General features: G+C 45.2%; 7 protein-coding genes, 3 tRNA genes and 14 pseudogenes. 9 read left to right on the forward strand and 15 right to left on the reverse strand.

Going from position 1 to position 25,236, the window contains the following annotated elements; genetic code table 11:
* The first annotated feature begins 163 nt into the window (after positions 1-163).
* Complete coding sequence (locus KW548_24670) at positions 164-1,324, forward strand: MFS transporter (protein QXX09525.1); 1,161 nt, start codon at positions 164-166, stop codon at positions 1,322-1,324.
* Between the two features lie 96 nt (positions 1,325-1,420).
* On the opposite strand, the pseudogene KW548_24675 reads toward KW548_24670, so the two are convergent.
* Positions 1,421-1,576: pseudogene (locus KW548_24675) on the reverse strand (N-acetyltransferase).
* A 108-nt stretch (positions 1,577-1,684) separates the two neighbouring features.
* Between KW548_24675 and KW548_24680 the strand changes: the two are divergent.
* From KW548_24680 to KW548_24690, 3 genes and pseudogenes are all read left to right on the forward strand, one after another.
* A complete protein-coding gene (locus KW548_24680; GenBank protein QXX08759.1) occupies positions 1,685-2,122 on the forward strand; it encodes a DUF4174 domain-containing protein in 438 nt (145 codons plus the stop codon).
* A gap of 714 nt (positions 2,123-2,836) precedes the next feature.
* Positions 2,837-4,072: an alpha-xenorhabdolysin family binary toxin subunit A gene (locus KW548_24685; GenBank protein ID QXX08760.1), complete on the forward strand. Its 1,236-nt coding sequence runs from the start codon at positions 2,837-2,839 to the stop codon at positions 4,070-4,072.
* 127 nt (positions 4,073-4,199) lie between these two features.
* A pseudogene (locus KW548_24690) lies at positions 4,200-6,600 on the forward strand (hypothetical protein).
* Between the two features lie 103 nt (positions 6,601-6,703).
* On the opposite strand, the gene KW548_24695 reads toward KW548_24690, so the two are convergent.
* The 6 genes and pseudogenes from KW548_24695 to KW548_24720 form a co-directional block, all read right to left on the reverse strand.
* Positions 6,704-6,777, reverse strand: a tRNA-Cys gene (locus KW548_24695).
* A 12-nt stretch (positions 6,778-6,789) separates the two neighbouring features.
* Positions 6,790-6,876, reverse strand: a tRNA-Leu gene (locus KW548_24700).
* A gap of 516 nt (positions 6,877-7,392) precedes the next feature.
* Positions 7,393-7,466 (reverse strand) — tRNA-Cys (locus tag KW548_24705).
* A 162-nt stretch (positions 7,467-7,628) separates the two neighbouring features.
* A complete protein-coding gene (locus KW548_24710; GenBank protein QXX08761.1) occupies positions 7,629-7,985 on the reverse strand; it encodes an MmcQ/YjbR family DNA-binding protein in 357 nt (118 codons plus the stop codon).
* Positions 7,986-8,030: 45 nt separating this feature from the next.
* Positions 8,031-8,375 carry a HopJ type III effector protein gene (locus tag KW548_24715; GenBank protein QXX08762.1) on the reverse strand — a complete coding sequence of 115 codons (345 nt, stop codon included), beginning with the start codon at positions 8,373-8,375 and terminating at the stop codon, positions 8,031-8,033.
* A gap of 279 nt (positions 8,376-8,654) precedes the next feature.
* Positions 8,655-10,966 (reverse strand): annotated as a pseudogene (locus KW548_24720) (methyl-accepting chemotaxis protein).
* A 791-nt stretch (positions 10,967-11,757) separates the two neighbouring features.
* Between KW548_24720 and pdhA the strand changes: the two are divergent.
* From pdhA to KW548_24735, 3 pseudogenes are all read left to right on the forward strand, one after another.
* Positions 11,758-12,853, forward strand: a pseudogene (pdhA, locus tag KW548_24725) (pyruvate dehydrogenase (acetyl-transferring) E1 component subunit alpha).
* Positions 12,846-13,805, forward strand: a pseudogene (locus KW548_24730) (alpha-ketoacid dehydrogenase subunit beta). Before pdhA ends, KW548_24730 begins: the two co-directional pseudogenes overlap by 8 nt.
* 21 nt (positions 13,806-13,826) lie before the next feature.
* Positions 13,827-14,964, forward strand: a pseudogene (locus KW548_24735) (2-oxo acid dehydrogenase subunit E2).
* Here KW548_24735 and KW548_24740 read toward each other — a convergent pair.
* The 3 genes and pseudogenes from KW548_24740 to KW548_24750 form a co-directional block, all read right to left on the reverse strand.
* Positions 14,961-16,118, reverse strand: coding sequence for a GGDEF domain-containing protein (locus tag KW548_24740; GenBank protein QXX08763.1), 1,158 nt, complete (start codon positions 16,116-16,118; stop codon positions 14,961-14,963). The pseudogene KW548_24735 and the gene KW548_24740 sit on opposite strands and share 4 nt — an antisense overlap.
* Before the next feature lie 102 nt (positions 16,119-16,220).
* A pseudogene (locus tag KW548_24745) lies at positions 16,221-17,160 on the reverse strand (FAD-binding protein).
* An 11-nt stretch (positions 17,161-17,171) separates the two neighbouring features.
* Positions 17,172-17,922, reverse strand: a pseudogene (locus KW548_24750) (electron transfer flavoprotein subunit beta/FixA family protein).
* Between the two features lie 217 nt (positions 17,923-18,139).
* On the opposite strand from KW548_24750, the pseudogene KW548_24755 reads away from it, so the two are divergent.
* Positions 18,140-19,808: pseudogene (locus KW548_24755) on the forward strand (electron transfer flavoprotein-ubiquinone oxidoreductase).
* A gap of 101 nt (positions 19,809-19,909) precedes the next feature.
* Positions 19,910-20,365 carry an azurin gene (gene azu / locus KW548_24760; protein ID QXX08764.1) on the forward strand — a complete coding sequence of 152 codons (456 nt, stop codon included), beginning with the start codon at positions 19,910-19,912 and terminating at the stop codon, positions 20,363-20,365.
* Positions 20,366-20,425: 60 nt separating this feature from the next.
* On the opposite strand, the pseudogene KW548_24765 reads toward azu, so the two are convergent.
* The 5 pseudogenes from KW548_24765 to KW548_24785 all read right to left on the reverse strand — a co-directional run bounded on the left by KW548_24765 (position 20,426) and on the right by KW548_24785 (position 25,234).
* Positions 20,426-21,185 (reverse strand): annotated as a pseudogene (locus KW548_24765) (SDR family oxidoreductase).
* A gap of 12 nt (positions 21,186-21,197) precedes the next feature.
* Positions 21,198-22,099: pseudogene (gene mmsB / locus KW548_24770) on the reverse strand (3-hydroxyisobutyrate dehydrogenase).
* A gap of 43 nt (positions 22,100-22,142) precedes the next feature.
* Positions 22,143-23,264: pseudogene (locus tag KW548_24775) on the reverse strand (enoyl-CoA hydratase/isomerase family protein).
* 8 nt (positions 23,265-23,272) lie between these two features.
* A pseudogene (locus tag KW548_24780) lies at positions 23,273-24,061 on the reverse strand (enoyl-CoA hydratase).
* A 19-nt stretch (positions 24,062-24,080) separates the two neighbouring features.
* Positions 24,081-25,234: pseudogene (locus tag KW548_24785) on the reverse strand (acyl-CoA dehydrogenase family protein).
* Between the last annotated feature and the right edge of the window lie 2 nt (positions 25,235-25,236).

Raw genomic sequence — 25,236 nt, forward strand, 5'->3', positions numbered from 1 at the left:
CGATACGACTAGCGGCCTTTTTTCTATCTACAACTAAAACTCGTATCGAAAAATGATTTTTATCGACACGACTAAAATTATTCGTTTTACCCAATATCAAAATAGCTCCATAGTCGCGCCGAAATACGTTCCATTTAATACACTAACTCAAGAGGCTACGACGTTGGAAAACATTCTTGCTCCTGCACCAAAAGCTCGCATCTCAGTACCTGTTATCGCGCTGGCTCTTTATGCGGTAGCATCAGGCTATTTAATGAGCTTGATCCCATTGATGCTACCGGAATACGGGCTACACAGCTCGTTGGCCAGTTGGTTAGCCAGTGTTTTCTATGCCGGTCTTTTAGTGGGTGCGATTGCGATTGAACCGTTAGTCACTCGATTAGGTCACAAGAGCGCTTTTGTTCTTTGTTTAAGTGTTTTCATCACGACCATTTTCGCGTTGCCGGTATTTACCAACTCAGTGGCATGGATGTGTGCACGCTTTTTGGCCGGTATCTCTGTCGCTGGCGTATTCGTTATTGTCGAGTCATGGTTGCTGCATGGCGACGAAGCGGCCAGAGCAAAACGTCTTGGCCTGTATATGGCGGCATTGTACGGTGGCAGTGCGATTGGCCAATTAGGCATTGGGATATTGGGGGTTAACGGTGGCGTGCCTTTTATTGCTATCTTGACTCTTCTGATTCTCGCTATCGTGGTATTGCTATTTGGAGAAACCGATCAGCCACAATCTGCGCATACGACCAATCTTTCGTTTAAGCAGATCACCAGATTAAGCCATGCTGCCATTGTTGGCTGCATGGTTTCTGGCCTGATTCTTGGCGCGATTTACGGATTAATGCCATTGGAACTCGCGCAGCAAGGTATTGATCATGATGACTTGGGCGGATTGATGGCTCTTATCATTCTTGGTGGCATGGCCGTTCAGCCAGTTGTACCATGGATGTCAAAGTACTTTGGTCGCACTTTATTGATGGCGTTTTTCTGCCTAGTTGGTAGCGCGGCGATTAGCCTAATTATGCTGGACGATAACATTCGCGTTTTAGCGCTTAGTCTATTTCTGCTTGGCGTTGCTGCTTTTGCTTTGTACCCCATCGCAATCAATCTAGGCTGCGATAAGTTGGACTCCCAATACATTGTTTCAGCAACACAAGTCATGCTGTTCAGCTATAGCTTGGGATCGGTTTTCGGCCCAATCATTGCGGGTTGGTACATGTCTGGTGATCATGGATTGATGGGCTACCTGTTCGCGATACTGCTTACAACTTGCCTAACTATGCTCGTTGCTAGCATCAAGACAAAACACCAAGCTATCGCTGGTGAATAAATCAATCACTTCTTTTCCTCTTATGCCGGTTAGATGCCCCCCTAGCCGGCTTTTCGCGTACTGCTCTGCGCTCGTGAACCAAATGGCGAATCGCATGTTACGGAACTGTTCGACAGCATCGCCACGGCTTCTAATGTGTTTGTCACCCACAAAGCGAAGGAAACCTTCCGTGTTGTAGAGTGACTGAATAAAATCTGCATCTCCTTCATTACGCAAGCGCAATTTCAAACCACGAGTGTCAAGATTCTCCATATCAGTTACTTACGTATTACTCAGGTAAATGGTGAGCTTACCACCTACACTTAACGTAGAAAGTGATTGAGGTTTAGAAGCTCAATTGTTGTTTCACGGAGGCCAATTATGCGCTGTTTGATTCTCATTTTACTGCTTATTCAGAGTATTGGGCTTGCGTGGAGTTACCCCGCTTACTCACCCAAATGGGCTCATAGAAGCGTCATTTACTTCGCACCGACCAATGACGAACATGTGAAGCAGTTTTTACTTGAGACCCTAATCAATGAATGCGAACTTTCCGACCGAGACGTTATCACTTTAGTCGTCACTCAAGATGGGTTTACCATTCCCTCTTGGGTCAAGAACGAGTTTAACTTACTCAGTATGTTTAGAGTTTATGATGTTGAACCAGGTACACATACCGCAATATTGATTGGAAAAGACGGTTCAGAAAAGTTGCGTTGGGGCAAAGCAACAGATTGGGAAAACATTAAACAAACCATTGATCGTATGCCAATGCGTCAGCGCGAAATAAAGCAGAGGCCAAGCCCCTGCTCTGCATAATTAAATGAAAAACAAACACCAGTCGCCCACTTTTTTTCACTGGGTTCACTCGCCCAACTTCAAACTCAAGTTGACAGGTCAGCACCATTGTTTTTTCACGTTACCCACTGATAGCCGTTGTGGCTCGCTTTCGTAGACATCTCAAAAGGTTAACGTTCCAATGCGAGGGCGTTAATTCATAATAATGTAATATGCTGATGTTAATTTTCTACTCAAAAATTACCCCTCTGATAGGAATTTAGTCTTTGATTATTAAAAAGCAAAAGCGATTTATTTAAATGAAACCACTCTAATAACCATATTTAAAATGCAGGTATACAACTATTTAAAACACTTGTTTAATTCATGGACTAATAAAAAAATTAAAAAATAATATTTCTATCACTTAAAGGTTTTCTTATAAACAAATGCAACTACCGAGACCTTTATTTTCAAAGCCTGCCATTTATTTAACGTTTACTAATTTATATATTACTAAAATCAATGAGAACAAACATTGCTCAGAAAATTACATTTAATGTGATCTATAGCGCATTCTAATTAATTACATTGCTATAGATTTATCCAAAAAATAAAAGGAGATAATTAAACAAACGACTAAAGGTTGATATTTTCAAACAACACAGCTTGCTAGAAATATAAAACTCTCCCCTTCAGTTACTTATAAAGGCTTTTAATGTCAGGGTTGAGTACAAATAAAAATAAGGTATTAGAATGAAAAAAATAAAACAGCCACTTCTGTTATCAACACTTTGCTTGAGCTTGATCACGGCCGGTGTTCACGCTTCTACATCCTATCAGGCACTGTCTCCAAATTCTGCTGAACAGCAAATCGGCCAGATCAGTTATGACACCATTCTGGGTGAGAATGGTGCCTTTATCGATTTAGAGACTGATGAGTTCGTTTTAAATCAAAAAGAGTGGTTCCAGATTCAAACCTATGTTGAAGGTGCTTTGTCATTGCCAATTACAGAGGCGAGCATGAAATCAGCATTTGATATCGCTGACGATGTACCGTTTTCAAACTTCAAAGCCCTGGTGGAGCAATACGGCAAAGTCCACGCAGAAGCGTTTTACTGGAAACAGGACCTTTACCCAGACATTGTCGATTTAGCTTTGTCTCTATCCAATTATAACGATATTCAGAAGTACATGATTAACCCTCTGAGCGATCAACTGACTGTCATCCTCAACAAGTCTTTTTCTCCTCTACCCGCAGATGTTCAGGCAGTTGAGCAAGCACGCCAGCTTTCTATTGCGTATTTAAACGCTTTAAAAAACTTCTCAGTTAATAATCAACAGAAGGTGCAAAAAGCCAGTGAAGACTTGCTGACGTTCGCTACCAAAATTGAAGAGCAGAAGTTGCAATTAGATGTATTAAAAAGCACTCACAGTGGTTATTTGGAAGATGATGGCAGCGAACTACAACAACGAGTGAATGACCTCAACAATCGTATCGACCAACTCAATAAAGATTACTCTCACTATGTGACTGTTGCCGCAACAGCCGTGACTTACGCTTGGTTCCCTGCTGTCGCTATTCCTATCATGGGTGTTTATGGTGACAAAGCAGAGAAGGCAAGAAAACTCCGTAACCAGCTTCAGGATGAAGCAAAGGTACTTGAGGCCCAGCTGTCTACCACTCAAAAGGTCTATAACTCTTACACTCGTTCAACAGAAAGCATCAAGATCATTTCAAGCAAAATCGAAAATGCGATCCCTTATGTGAACAAGCTAAAGCTTCACTGGCAGAAGATGAATAACGACTTCGATTCGTTAATCGTCGCGCTTGAAGCCGCGGAGTCAAATGCTGAAATTCTGCAATCTAATGCGGTTCTGGCCGCAGCTGGAGCAATGGCAAACACCGCAGTTGCAGAACAAAACTGGAACACTATCAGCGAAAAAGCGAAAACATTCGCTAACAACGCGTACATTCAAAAAGCCGAATAGTCCTATTCCGGTATAAACCCATAACGGGATTCAGTCCCTAAACCCCTTCCCCACCCTCGCTTATGCGCTGGGTGCGGGAAAGCCTACCCAAAATCTTTATTGGGTAGCACCTCATAAGGAAATAAAAATGAAAAAAATCCTTACACTTGCTGTGACCACAGCAATATCAAATGGGGTTATGGCCTCAGATTGGCTCGACATTAATAACCTACCTGCAAACACACAATACCCAGCGTGGCTTGATAGCCCGTACTCAAAAACAGACTCAGTCACTCGTTCAACATCTGATCTGTATATCAATCTTAAGCAATGGATAACACAGCAAAACCTGTATCAAACTAAACCAACCCAACTCTTTATTTTTGCTGACACAATCGACGTGACCGACAACTTCAACCTGGTGATGAACAACCAGAGCATTGTTATCTTTGCACGTAAGATTGTTGGTAATGGCACCCCTACTTTCGTCCTTGGCCAACAAGGCGCGGCGGCTTCCATTACGGTAATCGCAGAGGAAATGGAAACGCCGTTTAATGTACTCGCTTTCACCCCAGAGGGAGGCGTTACTGCCGACACAATTGGAACCAGCGAGAATACGGGCACTTCCATCATTCTCTCTGGCGAGCATTACATCAAACAACAGCTAACCGATGATCTTGCCGCCAACTTTCAGCTAGCAAAATCGCAATTTTCTGACATTGTAAACCGTTCATTCGACATGGCTCTCAGCCTATATGACGAACAGCCGCAGACCAGTCTAGCCTTACTGAACTGGGTTGAACGCAGCATGCGCAATGCAGGCGCGACAGTGTCCGATGACCCATTACTGACGGATCTCTACTTGCAAACTGTTGCGTTCAAACAGTTTACCGATTTGAGTAGTCGGTCGGATAACTTCGTACCTTATCTTGACCGCTCGCTGTATCAGGAAAAATACAGAGCGTATCTCAATGCCATGATTGCTTTTGAACAAAAGCGAGATATTGTGACAAGCCGAAATACTCAGGTCGAAGATAAAATTGAAAACGCTCAGCTTGCTCTGGGCAATATCGAAGACGTCCTGCAATCTCAGAATGCTGTTGTCGAGCAGTCAGAGCAGAATATCTCCAAGCTGATTGATAGTGTCTCTGAGGTGGAAAGTCAGTATAAAACTCAGGAGCTTACAGCACTCAGTGCTCGTAGTAACTACCTGTATGGTGTTGAGGTATGGAAAACTCAACAGCAGCTTAACGCGGCGTTAGCGATATTCAAAGCAATCGCAGAAATTGGTAGTGCAGTGAGCGGTGTCTTCACGGGAAACTTATCAGGGATTAACGATGTGACGGAGCAGCTGGCTAAAACTCCCGAAGCCCTTGATAAAGCGAAAAATCTGGTAACTAACGTTAAAAATGTAACAGGGATTATCGACAATATAACCAAAACCGTCGCCGGGATTGCTTCCTTGACCAACGAAGTAAAGTCGACAATTAGGATGCAACGTATCTCAGAGAAAATGGATTCTTTCGATTTCGCGGTGCCATCTTTGAGTGAAAGTAACTTAGCTTGGGATCTTATGATCGCAGAGGTTAGGAGCAATCTACGATACGCGGATTCTCTTGGCATTAGAGGGGCACGCGTATATCTACTTGAGTTAGAAAAGCAAGTCTTACTAGGAAAAGCAATCAATGCTTCTCAGCTAAACCTAGTACAAGAGCAAGCGAAACTGGTCGATCTCCTGTTAACACGCAAAGTGACCATTAACCAGAAAGAGCGCCTGAATCATCTGATTGCAAATGCAAACCAAGATAGTGACGCACTGAAAAAAGTAGAACAGGAATTATCTCGCGTTTCATTGCACTTTAAACGTCCTATGTATGTAGCGCTTTCAAATTACGTTGCAGCCTACGAATATTGGGCACTGAAAAAAAAGCGATATCAAACCCAGCCTGAGCAAGTCCTATCTAGATTATCAATTTGATTTAGCGGCGATTGAAAACGAGTATGTCAATGCACTAAATCGTTTCCAACCTGCGCCACAGGACTTCAACATCGATAACTTTGTCATTGACGATACGAAACAAATTGAAGCTCTAGCTAAGACGGGAGAGTTTAACTTCAACATCCCACTTGAACAATCACAGTTTTGTGCGTTTGATCGAGTCAGACTCGACAAGATCCGCGTCTTCTTTGAGGGTGAGAATCTTCCTTATGGGAAGCAGTTCAATCTGACGATTTCAAATGGTGGCAACTATTACGATAGATTTGGACAAGAGGAATTCAAGTTTAGTGCTAATCCAATAACAAGAGCATTCTACTACCGTCTCGATGATGCGTTAAGCAACCAGGTCAGTATCATCACAGACGGGGCTTTGTCGAATAAATTCGCTTATGCCTACTTTGAGCCAACTCCCTTTACGAGCTGGAACGTAGCTCTCAATAACTTTGATCACAATAACGCAGACAGCAATCAGTACCTTCATTCTGTCAAACGTTTAAGAATTGAGTTTTCTGGCAGCGGCATACCAAACGGAAGAGGTTGTTCAAACTGAGGAGAATAGAGGCAATCATTAAAAAATCACTATCTGAAATGATTTTTCGATACGCAGATACAAAAAAACCAGCCAGAGCTGGTTACTGTATTCTCGTAGAGAATGGAGGCGCGTCCCGGAGTCGAACCGAGGTCCACGGATTTGCAATCCGCTGCATAGCCACTCTGCCAACGCGCCTCATTTTTTAGATGGTGCCCCGGGCCGGACTTGAACCGGCACAGCGCGAACGCCGAGGGATTTTAAATCCCTTGTGTCTACCAATTCCACCACCAGGGCAACGCAATCATGCGATGGTAACACCATCTCTCATCGGACTTCGCCGTGAGAACGAGGCGTACTTTAACGGATTGAGATTTAAGGTCAATAGAAATTTTGTCTTTTTTATTCAACCGGTTAAAATCCAAACTCCGCGGTACAATTGGCGATCATTTTGCACAAAAGATGCCCGTCATATTTGTTTTTTAAAACGCACTAAAAATAACATCAAGTGTTCAGAACTTGCTAAACCATGCTGATAATGGGACACCACGCGGCAAAGTTACCAAAGCGACTCACATCGAAATGGCAACAGGTCAGTAAACACTACCTATTTTGTGTCCAGTAGATAACGAAGTTTTTGCGAGGTAGGCTTCGAGTAAAAGGGGCGAAAAATAAAGTAAAGCAATCGCCAATGATGAACTCGTGATTAAACCTTTATGCAGTATGTATTTTTACCTTAAAAAATTAAGGCGTTGATTAAACAAGAGAATGAGATATTGATTAGAAATGTTACAAGAATAGAAGAAAAAAGAATGGAGGCGCGTCCCGGAGTCGAACCGAGGTCCACGGATTTGCAATCCGCTGCATAGCCACTCTGCCAACGCGCCTTTTCTTTTAACGCTTTAGTTACCCACCGCTGCGTTCGATGCACACTTTACGGATTGAGCAATGAGAGTCAAATAAAAATACCTAATTGCGGATTGATTGCTGATATTTAAATCAAATGGTTGATTAATTGATCTAACTGCAACGTTTGGTGTCACTCAACTCTAGTCGAAGCCCAATATTACTCTTTGTGCCTTTGGCAATTTACTGACAATCAGCGCATAAGAACGTTCGCAAAGATCCTGAATCAAGCCATCTTCAGCGTCACCAGGATAATACACGGTCACCCAATGCTTTTTATTAGTGTGATACCCAGGGGTGATGTCTGCGAATTGGGATGTCAGAACTTCACCATCTGCGGGCTTTACTTTCACTGTGACGTATTCACGCCCTTCCCTCATCGACAGAATAGCAAACATTTTGTCTCGCACTTTATAGACGCGCGCTTCAGGGCCAAAAGGATAACTAGACTCTACGCTCATAAAGGTGTCTAGATAATCAGAAAGCTGTTTGTTGTCCATTGTCGTTTACCCACATAAAAAGGAGCGCTAACGCCCCTCAGTTAATCACTTAGCAACAAGTGCTTCTGATTCAAATTCAATACCTTGCCAGCCAAACTTAATAAAGTTGCGGATATTGGCGTGATCTTCTCCATCTGGGTTCTGAAGCACGTCTTCACGATAAAAACGACCAAAGCACGCTAATGTGTCCTGTTCAGACAGTAGATTCAACTGAGCGAACGCGAATATCTTGCACGAACCATTATTCTGGTTAGCTGCATTGTTTGTTTCTCCATTGATGAATGCCGTTGGGATAAACTCATAATTCGCGTCTATTGCAGCCATGGTTTGCTCAAACTCTACCTCAGTTGGATTGTGGTTCAACTGCTCTATAAATTCACCTAGTTTCATTTTTTACTCCCGTTCAAACAGAGTAAGTCTATGATATTGCTCTTCAATACAAAAGGTGCTTTTGAGTAAAATCTCTATGATGGCGCTCATTATTAAACTCAAGCAACATCATGCTAGGAATCGTTCATGGTCAACACACAACAGTATTTCATTGAGTCAGACAATTCAACGACTATCAAAGTGGTAGGAAACAGTTAATCGACTGGCGCTGCAGCGGTAGCCATCGTCGAGTTAAGAAATAAAAGGCCGACGTCCTGTGAGTCGGCCAATTGCCTATGATCAATACTTGAATTGTGACACTGCTTCATTGAGCTGCTCAGCTTGAGAAGATAAACCTTGCAACACATGGTCCACATCACTGACCTGACTAGACACAGCAGAAGATGCGTCCGCAATTGAGGTAATACTGCCACTGATTTCGTCGGTTACCGCTTTTTGCTCCTCGGTTGCAGCAGCGATTTGTATGTTCATCTCATTCAGGTCATTAAGCATAGTGACTATCTGCTCAAGCATACCTGCATTTTGCTCACACGTATCCACCCCTTGCAACACCGTTCCATTGGCATTTTCAATACTGTTTGAAACTTCATTGGTTTCACGCTGTAACGCTTCGATTTTTTCACGAATTTCTTCCGTTGATGACTGAGTTCGACCAGCAAGAGAACGAACTTCATCTGCCACAACCGCAAACCCACGTCCCTGTTCACCCGCACGCGCCGCCTCAATAGCGGCATTGAGCGCCAATAGGTTTGTTTGCTCGGCAATTCCTTGAATCACATCGAGAACCTCCGCAATCGAGTTACTTTCGTTGTGCAAACGCCCAATCGCCTCAACAGCGGTTTTCATCTCTTCATTGAGACGAGAAATCTCGTTGCCGAGATCACGGCCTACTCCGACGCCCTCACTGCCTTTATCATTGGCATTCTTCACAAACTCAGCAGCTCGGCTGGCAAACTGAGCCACTTCAGAGATAGAGGCACTCATTTGATTAACAGCGGTAGCGACAGACTCAGTTCTTCGGTTCTGGTCTTGGACAGCATCACGAGCACTGTTCATATTGCCGGTCATACTGTGCGTATTGTGGTTCAGATTCTCGGTTGCTTCAGCGAATTTTCGTATAATATCCTGCAAATGAGAAAACAGAGAATTGAGCGAAACAGACAAATCTGTCATTTCATCTTTGCCCTCGACCGTTAACCTTTCGGTCAGATCATTTTCTCTACTTATTCGTTGAATTTTCTCACTTGCCACACGGATTGGTTTTGCAATACTGTTGCCAAGAAAGTACGAAACACAGACAGCAGCAATTACGCCGACAATAATACTGGTTAACACAGTAACAATCTTCGTCTGGACCAGTGCGTCAAGGTCAGCGAAAGCTTCCGCTTTATCTATCTCTGTCACAATTGCCCATTGCAAGCCCGCAGCATCTAAAGGTGAATAGGCTGACAACACTTCTATACCGCGGTAATCCCGAATCACCTCAGAACCACTTTGCCCGCGAAGCGCCGCTTTACACTTGCCGTATTAACGCTCTGTCGACCAATCGCTGAAGATTTGCCTTGTATCTGTTCCATAACACCTTGCGGTACACCTAATGCTTTAAGCTCTTCAAAATAAAGTTCGGGTTCTTCAAGCAGAAAACGGGATTCACTGCGTAGCAAGTTATCTGGACCAACGAGATAGGTTTCGCCAGAGTTGCCCAATCCCGCATAACGCCAGTTTTCACCAAAAGTCATAATGCTATTTATCTCATCTACAGGCATCTGAAAGATGAGAACACCAATGGTTTGGTTATCAATCTTTATCGGTGTGGAGATAAATGAAGCAGCAGCCTCATAGGAAGGGAAATAAGGGGCGAAATCTTCAAGATGGTACTGAGTTGCACTTTTACCTAGCGCATTTTTAAACGCGTTAGCAATACCACTACCTGCATAAGGACCAGAGTTCAAGTTTGTCGCATAATCCAGTTCTTTGAAAACCGAATAAACGACGTTTCCATTTGTGTCGACGAGAAAAATATCATAATAGCCAAACTCTTCCAGAAATCCTTTGATGCTTGGATGATATTTGCTGTGCACTTGGTCGTATTCAGTCCCTAGCGAATCAACCATCATCTTGTGTTTCTCGCCAAGTGGATTGGGGTTAACCCCAATATAACGCGCCTGTAGAGCCTTGGCTCTGGGAGACAGCATATTGAGCTTTTGTAACGCATTCGCTGAGTCACCACCGTTAACCGTTCGATAATTCATTCCAAAACTGGAGGTGTAATAATTCGAAAGTGTCGACAGATCAGTAGCGCTGACCGAATCGACGGGATAACGCTCAAACGTATCTTTGAACGCGATCATCGCATCTCTCACACCAATAGAATGAGCGGTGGTCAATAACTGTCCCCTAATAAGCTGAAAGTAATTCTCTATCTCACTTCTCTTGTTTTCTCGAATGGAAGTCAATTGACTTGTAGCGCGCTGATAGAGCGCTTGCTCCGACAAATCAGATGCCTTCCACCCAACAAAAGTTCCTGTCGAGATAATAGCGATACTGCACAATAGGGTTGAAGCCAAAACTATTTTAGTGGCAATCTTCATAACCAAACCTCTTCGCAGAGAGTCCTTCTCCGCTTCTGTTTATTCAGAAGAATTTTGCCAACAGACGTACGATTTATATGCACTTAGTGATGTAATTGTAATCATAAATAAATAAACTTTCGATTTATATCACAAAAAATTTGCAATCATGGCGGCAACCTGAAAAGGTCGGCTCACTAACCAAATGAAAACAAATATGAATAATCTAAATATTTCCCCTGTTTAGCGTTAGAAAAATCCAGTATGACCTGTCATTTCACATAGTCTGATTAGAACAGACAGTAATTGATAATTGATAATTGATTCAATCAGTTGTCAGGTATCCACTTCGAACAGAGATAAATTTGGACAACAAAACTGCGCACTCTCGGCCAACTTTGACTCTGCTTTTGGCATCAAAAAGAAGTCATTTCGATAATTTTTGCAAAAATTCCAGATAATATTCTTGTAAAATTCCTTAATTCGATAGTGAATATTGTCATGTTTGGTCATTTTCAATTGAAAAACCAGCACTTTTCATCTGTTTTTTAACCTTTGTAAGAAATAGTTTACTCCTGAAAAATGGCTCAGATCAGGCGAAATTTAACAAATTGGTTACACTTAGATTAACTGGTAAAACCGACATTCATCACTGGTTTGTTTAGCTTTAACAGTGTGATAAATCATTTATGACAAATTCTACAGAATAGTATTTCATATTAACAGAAAACTCAGAATGTCATAAATAGAGGTTTGCCCGGAGGATGTTAATTAATTGCTGCCATAGAATGCAGAGCAACAAGGAGCTTGAGATGAACGTTCAGGCCTTACCCATGAATCGATTTCTCGATCATCATGGTCAAGTCGTTAAACCACTTCCTGAGTGGGCCGATGCTAAAACACTGAAAAGTTCTACTGCGACATGGTTGTCGCACGCACCTACGACAACAAAGCTGTCGCCTTACAAAGAACAGGAAAGCTAGGAACCTACCCTTCACACTTAGGAGCAGAGGCGTTTGGAATTGCCATAGGCCACGCCCTTCGTGTACAAGACGTCTTCATCCCTTATTACCGTGATATGCCTGCTATGTGGGTCCGCGGTATAGGTATGGAAAAAAAATCTTCAATATTGGGGGAGGTGATGAGCGGGGTAGCGATTTCTGTCCAGATGAAAACAATCTAACATGCCGAGACTTACCTTTCTGCGTTCCTATAGCGACGCAATGCACCCACGCCGTTGGCGTCGCTGCAGCATTGAAAATTGAAGGCGACCGCAATGCTGCGCTCGTCACTTGTGGCGATGGTGCAACTTCCAAGGGAGATTTCCTTGAGTCTGTCAATTGCGCGGGTACCTGGAACATCCCACTTGTGTTTGTCGTCAACAACAACCAGTGGGCCATCTCCGTACCACGATCACTGCAGTGTGCGGCTGATTTTCTCTCCGAGAAAGCCAGTGGAGCTGGAATCCCTGGCATCACTGTCGATGGTAATGATGTCATCGCCATGTACGATGCAGTGTCAACAGCACTAGACCGAGCGAGAAAAGGCAAAGGGGCAACCCTCATTGAAGCGGTAAGCTACCGACTCAGTGACCATACCACCGCCGATGACGCTAGCCGCTATCGTAGCAAAGATGAGCTCAATCAGGCGTGGCAATATGAACCCATTCTTAGGCTAAAAAACTACCTTATTGATCAAGGACACTGGTCTGAAGAAGAAGAGCAAGCCCTACTCCTGCAAGCCAAAGCTGAAGTCGAAAAAGCGGTCGAACGTTATCTTAACTTACCGCCTCAAGCACCTGAGTCTGCTTTTGATTACTTATATGAATCCCCAGTCACAGAGCTAAACAAGCAAAGAGACGAACTGATCAACAAAGCGATGCGAATGCAGGGAGGCAAAAATGTCTGAGATTACACTAGTTGAAGCAGTAAACCTCGCCTTGCACCATGAAATGAGCAAGGATCCCAAGGTCGTTTTACTGGGGGAGGATGTCGGTGACAATGGTGGTGTCTTTCGCGCTACAGTTGGCCTAAAAGAAAAATTCGGTTTCAAGCGGGTTATCGACACACCTCTTGCAGAAGCGCTTATCGGCGGGGTCAGTGTTGGTATGGCCACTCAGGGGCTACGTCCTGTGGCGGAGTTTCAATTCCAAGGGTTTGTTTTCCCAGCTATGGAACATCTAATGTGTCACGCTGCACGTATACGCAACCGGACACGTGGGCGTTTAACCTGTCCAGCCGTTTTCCGAGCCCCGTTTGGTGGCGGTATCCATGCACCGGAACACCACTCGGAGAGTATCGAGGCTCTTTTTGCCCATATTCCTGGCTTTCGAGTAGTGATTCCTTCTTCTCCACAACGTGCCTACGGACTGCTGTTGGCCGCAATCCGCAGTAACGATCCAGTCATGTTTTTTGAACCAAAACGTATTTATCGCACAGTGAAATCTAATGTCATTGATAATGGTGAGGCACTTCCTCTGGACAGCTGCTTTACGTTACGCAAAGGACGCGATGTCACTTTAGTGACGTGGGGGGCTTGCGTAGTTGAGTCACTGCAAGCAGCACAAGCTCTCTCTGAACAGGGTATTGAAGCTGAAGTGATTGATTTAGCCAGCATCAAGCCTATCGACATGGATACTATTCTGAAATCCCTAGACAAAACAGGTCGCTTACTTGTCGTCCATGAAGCGAGTAAAACCTGCGGGGTTGGTGCAGAGATCATCGCTCGAGCAGCTGAACATGCGATGTGTACTCTCAAAGCGCCACCGAAACGTGTCACAGGCATGGACACGGTTATGCCTTACTATCGAAATGAAGACTATTTTATGATTCAGGAAGAAGACATTGTTATTGCAGCAAAAAGAACTCGTGGAGGGATGGAAATGAGATCATTTTTACTGCCAGATCTTGGTGAAGGACTTGCAGAGTCGGAAATAGTGCAATGGCACGTCAATGTCGGTGACATGGTGGAAGTTGACCAGATCATTTTGACCGTTGAGACCGCAAAAGCCGTCGTCGAAGTGCCCGCACCATACAGTGGTAAGATAGTCAGTCGCCATGGCGAAGAAGGCGATGTGATCAATATTGGTAGCCTTTTACTTGAAATCGAGCAAGAAGGTACTGCACAAAAATCAGAATCAAAGCAAAAAGATGCTGCTACGGTCGTGGGCAACGTATCAAGTCAAACTCACCAAGTCGATGTTGATGATTTTTTGGATCGGCGCTTCACACAATACTAGCGAAGGTTCACCCGTCACGGCTATGCCTTCAGCTCGTTTGCTCGCCAAGAAGTTGGGAGTGAACCTTCTTCAAGTAGAAGGTAGTGGTCATGGTGGCCTGATCACCGACGCCGACATTTATGAAGAGGCAGGTAAGCAACAACCAGGAACTGAAGTGCTCAAAGGTGCGCGTCGAACCATGGCTGGCACCATGGCTGAATCGCATCACAACGTCGCTTCTGTCACCATTACAGAAGAAGCCCTGTTGGAAAACTGGAATAAAGGCGAAGACATTTCTGGGCGTCTCATCCAGGCCGTTGTATATGCATGTGAACAAGAGCCAGCACTCAATGCTTGGTTTGATGCTGAAACTATGACTCGCTGTGTGCATAGTACGGTGAACATAGGCATTGCTGTCGACAGCAGTCATGGGTTATATGTGCCTGTTTTACGAAACGCTAACGAAGTAAAAACGGAAGACATACGCTCTTGGCTCAATGAGACAGTGACTGGCATCCGTGACCGTAAAATCGGACGTGAACAATTACAGCACGCAACGATTACACTCTCTAACTTTGGTGCGATTGCAGGTATCTACGCGACGCCGGTGGTCTCCCCACCTCAGGTCGCTATTGTCGGTGCAGGACGTATCATTGAAAAAGTGGTGATGCGAAATAATGAAGCCGTGGCAGTGAAAGCCATGCCTCTCTCTGTCACCTTTGATCATAGAGCTTGTACAGGCGGCGAAGCCGCTCGTTTTACCAAGCGACTGGTCGAGCACTTGGAGAAGAAGTTGAACTAAGTTCTCGCCGTAACCCGGTCACGGCCATTTTCCTTAGCGTTATAGAGTGCCCGATCTGCGCGCTCTATGACGCTTTTCCAATCATCATCCCCATTGAACTCGGTGACACCAAAGCTTGCCGTACAAGACTCAACGTTCGTCGGCAACATCCTTGCTCTTTTTATTGCTTCTCGGAGTTTCTCAGCAACAATCATAGCGTTATCAATATCAGTATTAGGCAAGAGTACCAAGAACTCCTCACCGCCATAGCGAAAACTTAAGTCATCTTTTCGGGTTTGCAGGATTAATAACTTACCCGTTGTGCGTAACACACGATCCCCTGCCTGGTGACCGTAGGTATCGTTCACTTTTTTAAAATGATCAATATCAAGCAGTAACACAGACAGCGGCTGCCTGTGCCGGCTTGATCTGGCTAACTCTTTTGGCAGTAATTCTTCCAACGCTCGACGATTATAAAGCTGAGTCAACTCATCCTTGATCGACGTATCATAAATCGTCGCGACGAGTCGCCCAGTAAGCATCCACGTCACTGAAAATCCGACAAAAACAATCATCAGCAATGTGCTAACAAACGCCAACTGATGTGCAATACCCGAAATCATGAAATCGTCAATCCGTTGTTCAAACAGCGTCCAAGTGAAGCGAAATACATTGTAGCTACCCTGAGTCGCTAGCCCAAACGAGAGCAAAAATTTGGAGGGAGTAATATCTGTGCTATGACCTTTTTGATTGGCAAATATCGCAATAAAACACAAACTAGAAACATAAATGGTCATCAAAATGACACGCGCATTAGTCGACGGCATAAAAAACGTAAAATAGGTCAGTCCGATGACCAATATCGGAAAACTGTAGAAGCCGACATTCGCGATGACCCGAGGGAACCGCCTAAACTGGCATACGCCCAGTAATAAAATGATGTAACTAAAAGCCATCAAGGAGTTGGCGAGTATCTTGGAAACCCAGTGAGTAATTTGGTTGCCAAAACTCAAGAGAAGAAAACTGATGGAGAGCAGCAGAAGCGCAGAGGCAATCGTGCTGATCCCTCTAACGGTAGGCTGAAGTTGTTGAATCAATAACAACCCTATGCAATAGCACAAAGACAACAAAACACAGATGATGGACAAGGTAGTGATATCTAAGTGTATGCCCATAGAGCCTCTCCCACTATGCAGCTAATAGCTACAGTTTAGGAGAGATATCGGTTATTTACTTATAAAAACGCCCACTCAATGAGCAGGCGTTCTGTTTGGGTTTTAGATAGCACTGGTTAGCTCTGGTAAAATTTCAAACAAGTCTCCAACCAAACCGTAGTCGGCAATCTGAAATATTGGCGCTTCTGGATCACTATTGATAGCCACAATTACCTTAGAGTCTTTCATCCCTGCCAAATGTTGAATTGCTCCCGAAATCCCAACAGCAATGTAAAGCTCCGGTGCAACGATTTTACCTGTCTGTCCAACCTGAAGATCATTCGATACAAACCCCGCATCCACAGCGGCACGAGACGCACCGATGGCACCACCCAACTTGTCAGCAAGTTGCTCGACCATGACAAAGTTCTCTTTACTACCTAACCCACGCCCACCAGACACAACCACTCTTGCCGCTGGCAAATCAGGGCGACTACTTTGTGTTTTTTGGCGGTCGACCAGTTCAGAAAGTGCATTGCCTATGTTGATATCAACCGGTTTGATTATGGCTGATGAGCTGTCATCTATGTCTGCTAAGTCAAACGCAGAGCTGCGAATAGTGATAACTTTGATTCTATCTGATGATCTTACTCTAGCCAGCGCATTACCGGCGTAAATAGGTCTTATGACGGTGTCCTCTGATTCTATCGAGACCACATCCGATAGCTGACCAACGTCGAGCAAAGCTGCGACTCTAGGCATCAGGTTTTTGCCAAACGTGGTCGCAGGAGCCAGAACATGCGTGAAATCGGCCGCAATCTGTTGTACCAGCAACGCGCAGTTTTCAGCCAGCTGGTTTTGATAGATTTCAGAATCCGCCACCAGCACCTCTTTTTACCAGCCCAACTTTAGCGACCTGCTCAACCACTGACTGGCAATCTCCCCCAACCACAAGCGCGCTCACTTCAGTGCTCAATGAAGCGGCCGCTGACAAGGTTTTCAAAGTATCTGCTATTAAGGATTGGTTATCGTGCTCGACGATGACTAACGTTTTTGCATTCATATTCATTCCTCTCACAATACCTTGGCTTCATTCTTAAGCTTGTCGACCAGTTCGCTCACGCTGGACACCATTTCTCCTGATGAACGCTCAGCAGGTGCCATCACTTCGATAATTTCATGGCTGTGTTTCAGCTCGATTCCCAGATCCGCTGCTGAGATAACGTCCAATGGTTTTTTTCTTTGCTCTCATAATATTGGGCAGTGAAGCATAACGTGGTTCATTAAGACGCAAATCGGTACTGATAACCGCAGGCATGGTCATCTTGACCGTTTCCAAACCGCCGTCAACTTCTCGTGTCACGCTTACCTGATCACCTTCCACCTTCACATGCGATGCAAACGTACCTTGTGGTCGTTCCGTCAATGCAGCCAGCATTTGTGCAACCTGATTGTTGTCTGTATCGATAGACTGTTTACCAACCAGAACAATACCCGGTTTTTCTTGTTCCATTAACGATTTGAGCAACTTGGCGACAACCAAAGGCTCAGGTGACACATCCGTTTCAACGTGAATCGCTCTGTCTGCCCCTAACGCGAGTGCGCCTCTTAAATTCTCCTGACTCGCAGCATCACCAATAGAGGCCACAATCACTTCTTGAGCAACGCCTGCCTCTTTCAAGCGCACCGCCTCCTCCACTGCAATTTCACAAAAGGGATTCATCGACATTTTGACATTATTGGTTTCCACACCACTGCCATCACTCTTCACCCTCACCTTCACATAAGGATCAATCACTCGCTTTATGGCTACTAGTACTTTCACATCTCCTCCTTGGTGCTAACAGCATTTTTCACAACGATTACAATTGGATAACTCATCGTCTTATGTACAGTTCACTCATTCTAATGAGCGGCTTAATATCTCGTTAAACCTGTTTCATGTCGGATTTTTTGCCTATACTCAGCTTAGTAAAGTTTACGTTTACGTCAACTGCACTATAGTTATGTATAAGATTTAATTGGCAAGGTAGGTTTACACCATGGAAAGAGAATGTATGGAGTTTGATGTCGTCGTCGTTGGAGCGGGCCCTGCGGGGTTATCCACCGCAATCAAACTTGCCCAGCTCAGCAAAATCAAACAATTACCTCTATCAATCTGTGTTGTTGAAAAAGGGGCTGAAGTCGGTGCACATATACTCTCAGGGGCCGTATTCGAAACGAGAGCACTGGATGAACTTTTCCCAGACTGGAAATCTCTTGGCGCACCGGTCAACAACCCGGTCACTCATGACGAGTTCATATACATGACGACAGCAAGCAATCACATAAAAATGCCTGCATTTGCAACGCCCAAACTGATGCACAACAGCTCAGACAATCATGTCATCAGTCTGTCTAATCTATGCCGTTGGCTCGGACAAAAAGCAGAAGAGCTAGAGATTGAAGTCTATCCTGGCTTTGCGGCCGCGAGTATCAATTATGATCAATCTGGAGCGGTGACCGGCATCAACACATCAGATATGGGGCTGGATAAAGCCGGTGAGCAAAAAGCCCACCTTCGAGGCAGGCATTGAGTTAAAAGCCAAATATACCGTCTTTGCTGAGGGCGCACGTGGCCATCTCGGTAAACAATTGATCGACAAATTCAATCTAAATGAAGGTCGCCAGCCACAACACTATGCACTTGGATTGAAAGAAATCTGGCAGCTGCCCGAAGACAGCGCAATCCATCAAGCAGGCAGTGTCCTCCACGGTGCTGGCTGGCCTCTAAACGAATCAGATTCTAGTGGCGGCAGTTTCCTTTACCATCTAGAAAATCATCAAGTTGTTGTCGGGCTGATCATTGATTTGAACTATTCGAACCCTTACCTCAGCCCATTTGATGAGTTTCAACGTTTTAAGCACCACCCTGCGATTAAACAATATCTCGAAGACGGTGAACGGATTTCCTATGGCGCTAGAGCTATCGCTAAAGGCGGCTTTGACTCATTACCTAAACAGCAGTTCCCGGGCGGGCTGTTGATTGGGTGTGACGCAGGCACGCTAAATTCAGGAAAAATTAAAGGCAGTCACACTGCAATGAAATCAGGTATGCTTGCCGCAGAAGCCATATTCTCGGCCCTTGAGGCAAGTGAGACCCAGCAGGAACCAGATTACCAGAGTCTGTTCGAATCATCATGGCTCTATGAGGAACTGAAACAAAGCCGCAATTTTGCGTCTTCAATCCATAAATACGGTGCCGTGCTAGGAGGTGCACTCGCAACGTTCGAACAAAATATCTGGCAGCCTCTGTTTAACAAGGGGTACCATGGACGATATCAGACCCGAAGGCTGATCACCTTTCCATGAAGGAAATCTCGCAATGCAACGCGATTGATTACCCTAAGCCTGATGGAAAGTTGAGCTTTGATAAACCTTCTTCTGTTTACCTCTCTGGGACACAGCATGAAGAGAACCAGCCCTGTCACCTTATCATTAACAATGACAGCATTCCGATTAAGAATCACCTCCCTCTCTATGATGAACCGAGTCAACGTTACTGCCCAGCGGGTGTTTACGAGATTGTGACCCTTGATAATGCGCCCAAGTTGCAGATAAATGCCGCCAATTGTCTCCATTGCAAAACCTGCGATATAAAAAGATCCTTCGCAAAATATCACTTGGCTACCGCCAGAAGGTGGTGGCGGTCCCAATTATCAGAATATGTAACTGGTTATCGACAAAAATTCAGCACTTAGTGAAAGTGATCAAAGTTTGTATTTCTAACGTATATGAGAATATCTCTCAACTACAAACCGTGAGGAATAAGTATGATTAAACGTAGTGTTGGTACGCTTGCAGTGGTGCTTAGCGCAATCAGTTTCGGAGCTCAGGCTGGGGCAGAATGTTCTGTATCTGTTGATGCAAACGATATGATGAAGTTTTCGACGGATAGCATCAGCGTCCCTTCGAGTTGTAAGGAAGTCACTCTGACTTTAAACCATACAGGTAAGCTAGCAGCAACTTCTATGGGCCACAACGTCGTTATTGCTGACACAGCCAATGTCCAAGCGGTAGGCACAGAGGGCATGTCTGCTGGCCTAGCAAACAACTACGTCAAACCGGACGACCCAAGAGTCTACGCGTTCACCAAAATCATAGGTGGTGGTGAAAGTACGTCAGTAACGTTTAGTACAGAAAAGATGAAGCCAGGGGGTGACTACACTTTCTTCTGCTCTTTCCCCGGACACTGGGCAATCATGAAAGGCAAATTTGAGTTCAAATAACGCATTTCTCGACAAAAAGGCACGTGAATCACGTGCCTTTTTACGTTTCAAAGCTTAACGTTACATAAATATCCCGCCATCGATTTCCAATACACGCGCATTCACGTAGTCATTCTCAAAGATAAATTTAGCGGTATTGGCAATTTCCTTTGGCATCGCCCATGCGGCCTACAGGCACCATTTTTTCTAGCCTCTCACGAGCTTCTGGCTTCATTGCCCCTGTCATTGAGGTCTCAATCACACCCGGCGCAATAGCGGCTGCTCGAATACCATAACGTGCTAGCTCCTTACCCCAAGTTGCCGCTAGCGTCGCGACTGCTGCTTTCGATGCCGCATAGTTTGTTTGACCAATATTTCCCGCACGAGCAACACTGGAAATGTTGATAATGACACCTTTTCGCTTGGTATTGATCATCTGAACTGCGGCCTCTCGGCCACATAAAAACGTCCCAGTAAGATTGACATCAATCACGGAGCTAAATTGCTCCAGCGACATTTTAGTCAGCTCTCCATCTCTGACTTTAACTAGTAAACCGTCTCGCAGAATACCAGCGTTATTAATAAGTCCATCCAACTGACCAAAATCCGCGACAATGTTACTAAAGACTTGCTCCACTTCGTGTTCGTCTGTCACATTAGCTTTGTATGTTAATGCTTTGACCCCGAGCATATTGCATTGTTCTTTGGTATCCATCAGGGCTTCTTCGTTAACATCAAGCAGGGCAAGCTCAGCACCAGCCTGCGCTAATGTAATCGCCATCATCTGACCTAGGCCTTGACCTGCACCTGTAATCGCTATCACGCTCTGTTTTAGATCCATTTGCAAACTCCGTTACTTTTTAGATTGATAAAACTCGAACAAACTTGAAAAGTCTAGCTCTTCATTGCCATTTGCGTTGTGAAAAGCATAAAGATTTCGTGCTAAAGCGCCCATTGGGACCGAAGATTGACTCTTTGCAGCCGTATCTAAGCCAAGCCCGAGATCTTTCAACATCAGTTTACTCATAAACCCTGGCTTAAATTCGTTGCTAGCCGGTGCGGTTTCCATTACCCCCGGACAAGGATTGTATAGCTCAAGCGCCCAGTTACGGCCAGAGCTTTGCAGCATGATGTTGGAAAGTACTTTAGGGTCCAGCCCATTATCTATGCCCAAGTTCAGTGCTTCGCATGTCCCTGACATGAGAATACCGAGCATTAAGTTGTTACATATTTTTCCCATCTGACCATCACCCGCTTTACCGGCATGGAAGATGTTTTTACCCATATGTTTAAGTACAGACTCTGCTTTTACGAAAGCGGTATCCGAGCCTCCGACAATAAAAGTCAGCGTACCCGCTTGTGCTCCTGCTACACCACCAGAGACAGGGGCATCCACAAAGTCGAGACCTTTTCTGCCGCGCACTGGGCAACAATGCGTGCCGACTCAGGGTCAATCGTCGAAGAATCAATAAGAAAAGTGCCATCTTCAACCATGTTTAACAAGCCAACACCACCGCTATGGTCGCCAAGATAAATCGCTCGGACATGCTCGCCCGCCGGTAACATGGTTACTACCGTATCTGCGCCTTTCACGGCATCCTCCACGGTGGGCGCAGCAACCGCGCCAGCAGACTCCAATTTCCTGACAGCTTGCGGCATCAAATCAAATACCTGTACTTTCAAGCCAGCAGCCAGCAAGTTTTCGGCCATTGGGCCGCCCATATTACCTAAACCTATAAACGCTATGGTACTCATTGAATAAATTCCTTCTTTCCCTGCTCTGAGAGCTTAGTAGTGGCCCAGTTTTTGCCAGTGGATGTAATTTTTCATCCCAAAGTGATGTGAACAAGGTATCAATAACCGCTTCATCAACATTATCGACACGACTGAACTGCCATTTAGGTTCGCCGTCCTTATCAATCAACCTAGCCCTGACGCCCTCGCGAAATTCTCCTAGCAGCCCCGAACGTACCGAGAGATTCAATTCAAGACGAAAACAATCCGCTAATGACAGATCTTTGTATTGATTGAGTTGCCTGAAACAAATATGGGATGTGATCGGGCTACCGGAAGCATGATTGCTTTTCGCAATATCGAGCCACTTACTTTGCCCTTTCAGCGCCAGAATGTTGTTACTTACCTCGACAACAGTACTTGCGCTGCATGCACGTTGGATGTCTTGCATGAAAGGCAACATTTGTGGGTCTGGCCTATGACCATTAACGTTATCACCAAATTCAATCAGCAAGTCTGTCACAGCGTCATAAGCGTCCTCTTTGTCGTGCCAATGTAGAGATAACAAGCGCTCAATCAGCGACTCTTTCTCTTGTGAGAGCACCATATGGTCAGCTAAGTTGACATCAAGCGCATCACTACCGTTAATCATCACTCCCGTTAAACCAAGGAATAACCCCACACCAGGTTCAAGCCGGTTAAGAAACCAAGTGGCGCCGACATCCGGATAAAGGCCGATACTCACTTCGGGCATGGCCAAACGCGTAGTTGGCGTCACCACCTTGTGGCTACAGCCCATATACAAGCCCATTCCTCCACCCATGATGATTCCTTCACCCCAAGCAATAATTGGTTTAGTGAAGGTGTGGATCAGATAGTCACATTGGTACTCAAGTTTGAAAAAAGTGGTACAGAACGCTTCGATGTCTTGACTGGATTTATCTCGCATTACGTCGTGCATGGTGCGTACATCACCACCAGCACAAAACGCTTTCTCACCTTGCCCTTCCAGCAAAACGCAAACAACACTGTCGTCGGCTTGCCAGCTTTCCAGTTTCTGTTTGAGCAAGGCTAACATGTCATAAGTCAAAGCATTGAGTGAAGGCGCATTGTCAAGCGTTGCTACACCTATCTTGGTACTCCCATCTTGGCAAAGTCGCTCCTTGAAATAAACGGTTGCTGTCATATTGCCTCCTAGCTATTTTTCCATTGAGGTTGACGTTTTTCTAGGAACGCATTGACACCTTCGGTTTGATCTTGAGTGTCGAACAACTGAATAAACAGTTCACGTTCCTTGATCAAACCGTGAGCTAGTGGACTCGTCCTCGTATTTTGTATCAATGACTTACAAGCCGTGACCGAAGATGGCGATTGATTTGCTACCATTTCTGCAAGGCTAATGGCGGCATCAAGAGCGTTTCCTTTGCTTACCACTTCTTCCACCAGCTTTATGTTGAGCGCTTTCGCCGCATCAAGCTGTTCACCGCTATAATATGACGCGTTTCGCCCACCCTTCTCCGACCAACGCCGTCAAGTTTTGCGTTCCACCCACACAAGGCAACAGGCCGACTTTGGCTTCCGGCAGCGCCATCACCGCCTGCTCTTCAGCAATTCGAATGTCGCAAGCTAATGCCACTTCAAGACCGCCCCCATCGCGTAGCCGTTAATAGCAGCAATAGAAACACCTCGGAATGCAGATAGGGTTTCAAATGCCTCACCAAACAAGCGGGACATATCCACCGCGACGGATTTGTCGCCATCAGCAAACACTTTAAGATCAGCGCCGGCGGAGAAGAACTTCTCACCCTGCCCGGTAATGACTAGGGCGTAAACGTCTTTATCGTCATTGAGATCTAAGACAAGTTGTTTCAATTGCGCCAAACTTTGTGCTGTCCATGTATTCGCCGGAGGGTTGTTCATGGTCACGATAGCCACATGGTTGCGAATCGTATGTTGAATAGTACTTCCTTCTGAATGATTCATTGTTGAGCATCCCTTTCGATTAGAGTATTTGAGCGCCTTCAGCTAGCATGCGACGTGCGATGATCAATCGCATGATTTCATTGGTACCTTCCAGGATTTGGTGAACACGCACATCACGGAAATGACGCTCCATCGGATACTCTTTGATATAGCCGTAGCCACCGTATAACTGCAGTGCCTGATCACAAATCTTAAAACCGACATCGGTAGCAAATCGTTTCGCCATCGCACAATATGCCGTGGCTTCTGGGTCCTGATTGTCCAATTTGCTCGCGGCGAGGCGCACCATTTGTCTGGCCGCAACGAGCTCAGTGACCATATCGGCTAACCGAAACTGTAGCCCCTGAAACTGAGCCAGTTCTTTACCAAACTGTTTGCGCTCTTTGACGTATTGCATCGCCTCATTCAGCGCCTGCTGCTGGTACCGATGGAGCAGGTCGCAATATTGATACGTCCTCCATCCAGCCCTTTCATGGCGAAAGTAAAGCCTTCCCCTTCTTTCCCTAACAAGTACTTTTCAGGAACCACAACGTTATCAAACGTAATGGCGCGTGTTGGCTGACTGTTCCACCCCATTTTCGGCTCTTTTCGCCCATAGCTGATGCCGTCTGCATCTGCCGGAACGACAAAAGCTGAAATACCTTTGGCTGAGCGGTCGCCTGTGCGTGCCATCACCACGAGTACTTCTGTATCACCTGCACCGGAGATAAAGGTTTTGCCACCATTGATAACGTACTGGTCGCCCTGCTTTTTCGCTGAGGTTGTCAATGAAGCGGCATCGGACGCCTGCGTTCGGCTCGGTCAAACAATATGAACCAAGCCAATCACCCGTGATTAGCTTTGGGCAAAACTCTTGTTTCGCTTCTTCAGTGGCAAAACTGGCAATCATCCAAGTTACCATATTGTGGATGGTCATGAATGCCGTGGTAGACGTACAACCCATTGCCAGTTGCTCGAAGATGATTGAGGAATCAAGGCGGCTCAGTTGCAAGCCCCCTGTTCTTCTGGTGTATACAAGCTGAGGAAACCTAATTCACCCGCTGCTTTAAGTACGTCTTTTGGAAATAGCTGTTTTTCATCCCATTCGGCAGCCATCGGCGCTAACTCATCCATGGCAAACTGTTGAGCAGTTTCTGCAAACGCACGTTGGTCTTCATTCAGTTCAAAATCCATTT

This window comes from Vibrio neptunius, from assembly GCA_019339365.1.
Taxonomy (GTDB): Bacteria; Pseudomonadota; Gammaproteobacteria; order Enterobacterales; family Vibrionaceae; genus Vibrio; species Vibrio neptunius.

Coding starts and splice junctions, on each gene's coding strand:
- KW548_24680 (QXX08759.1), top strand. CDS start 1,685: ATGCGCTGTTTGATTCTCATTTTACTGCTTATTCAGAGTATTGGGCTT.
- KW548_24685 (QXX08760.1), top strand. CDS start 2,837: ATGAAAAAAATAAAACAGCCACTTCTGTTATCAACACTTTGCTTGAGC.
- KW548_24710 (QXX08761.1), bottom strand. CDS start 7,985: ATGGACAACAAACAGCTTTCTGATTATCTAGACACCTTTATGAGCGTA.
- KW548_24715 (QXX08762.1), bottom strand. CDS start 8,375: ATGAAACTAGGTGAATTTATAGAGCAGTTGAACCACAATCCAACTGAG.
- KW548_24740 (QXX08763.1), bottom strand. CDS start 16,118: ATGGGCATACACTTAGATATCACTACCTTGTCCATCATCTGTGTTTTG.
- azu (QXX08764.1), top strand. CDS start 19,910: ATGATTAAACGTAGTGTTGGTACGCTTGCAGTGGTGCTTAGCGCAATC.